We start from the raw sequence: 1700 nt of genomic DNA, 5'->3' as shown, positions 1-1700 counted from the left end.
CGGCAGCTTGAGTTAGGCCAGCTGGCGCTGACCAATGAGAGCTACACCGTCGCACAGGACGCCTTCGAGCAGGCCATGAGACTGGCGCGTTACTCCTGCTATAAAAGTTCTTCGACATATCAACAGTTCGTTGAGGCAGCGCAGCATAATCTTGATGCCGAGCAGACCAAAGAGAACCGCTTGTTGTGTAGTAAAGCGTTACGGGCTCTTGATGAGATGAAACAGGAGTTCTCCGGTAACATGGGGGTAGTTTTCGATGCGACGATCGCAGAGAGTCGCACCTATCAGGCGGTTGAGGATGACAACAAAGCCCGGAGTAGTGCAGATAAAGCCGAAGGCGTACTGGCTCGCATAAAAGAGCCCACTGGTGAGCAACAGTTGACGATGACGGAGGTGTATATTGACACCGGCCAGTCTGAGAAAGCCGTCAATATGGTTCAGACCATGAAGGATCAGGGAGTCGCCAGTACGTTGCTGCAACGGTTGGGGGCAATCGAAGAGCGCCTGTCGAACATCAATGCTCGCGAGAAATCAGCCGAGTTGAACGAGAAAGGCGTGGCTCATTATGAGCGGGGCGAACTTAAAGAAGCGATTGCGGCATTTGATCAGGCGACCCGGTTTGAAGAGGCGGGAATCAGTGTGCTCCTCAATGCGATTCAGGCAAAGGTCAGTTATATCGAAAACGAAGAGTTGGATGTTGGCCAGCTCAAAGACTGTTACCGCTTACTTCGCCGTATAGGCAGTGTTGGCCATTTTGATGAAAGGCATGATCGCTACCAACGATTGAAAGAAACCTGTGAGCGGCTACGTCGATCGGCGGGCCTTTAGGGGAGGGGAGAGTATGAACCTGAAAGATCTTGCCGGTGCGATCATTCATGACCTTAAGAATCAGCTGCACTCTGTGCTGCTGGAGGGTCAAAAGGCCATGAGGGATATGCCAGAAGAATATCGGGATAAGCTCTACCCCGTATTTGCCCGCAGTCGCCGGGTTCATCAGGATGCGATGCAGCTGGTGACGCTATACCGGCTGCAGGAGCGCGGCAACTTTCCGGCAGATGATGCCTGGCCGGCAGATACGGTAAAACACGCGATTGAGTGTTTTAAGGTGCATTGGCCAGATGTTGAAGTGCATGTTGAGATCGATCCAGACTGTCAGGGGTACTACAACGATTCACTGATGCAGATGGCGTTAACGAATTTGCTGAACAACAGTGCTCAGGCGGGCGCGAAGACCATCTCTGTATCCGCGCAGGAACAAGGCCCCGGACTCCTGATGCGCGTCAGCGACGACGGTCCGGGATACCCGGATGATGTTCTTGACGGTAGCGGCGACAGCGACAAAGAAGGCGGAACAGGCATGGGCTTGTATTTCACCGAACTGATCGTCGCTCATCATTCTACACCGGCGAAACCAGCCACTCTCGACCTGCACAATGCCGCCGGTGGCGGTGCAGAGGCGGTCATCACTTTACCCTGAGTGGGAGTCAGGCCGTCTCGCCAACCTCAAGCAGGCGGAACACGAATTCTTTCGTGCCCTTGTTCTTCAGTTCTTCCCAGTGAGCAGGAAATTCAGGCTCGAGGCTGGCTTCGTGTTCGATGTATACCAGAGCGCCCGGTAACAGCGTCAGTTTGTTTAATGCAGGTTGTAGCAGATCTTTGCCGAACGGTGGATCGAGAAACACCAGATCGTAGGGCTCTGG

General features: G+C 53.7%; 2 protein-coding genes and 1 pseudogene. 2 read left to right on the top strand and 1 reads right to left on the bottom strand.

The features are described 5' to 3' along the window. Both B2067_RS04410 and B2067_RS04405 read left to right on the top strand, forming a co-directional pair. Positions 1-828: pseudogene (locus tag B2067_RS04410) on the top strand (hypothetical protein); the annotation flags it as partial. Positions 829-841: 13 nt separating this feature from the next. Continuing rightward, complete coding sequence (locus B2067_RS04405; protein WP_301387595.1) at positions 842-1477, top strand: sensor histidine kinase; 636 nt, start codon at positions 842-844, stop codon at positions 1475-1477. A 7-nt stretch (positions 1478-1484) separates the two neighbouring features. Here B2067_RS04405 and B2067_RS04400 read toward each other — a convergent pair. Next, a partial coding sequence (locus tag B2067_RS04400) for an RsmD family RNA methyltransferase (protein WP_301387594.1) occupies positions 1485-1700 on the bottom strand: 216 nt, incomplete at its 5' end.

The sequence above is a fragment of the Thalassolituus sp. UBA2590 genome (assembly GCF_002339775.1).
GTDB lineage: Bacteria > Pseudomonadota > Gammaproteobacteria > Pseudomonadales > Oceanobacteraceae > Thalassolituus.
Note: the sequence above shows the minus strand (reverse complement) of the source record. Positions and strands in the feature narration are given on the sequence as shown.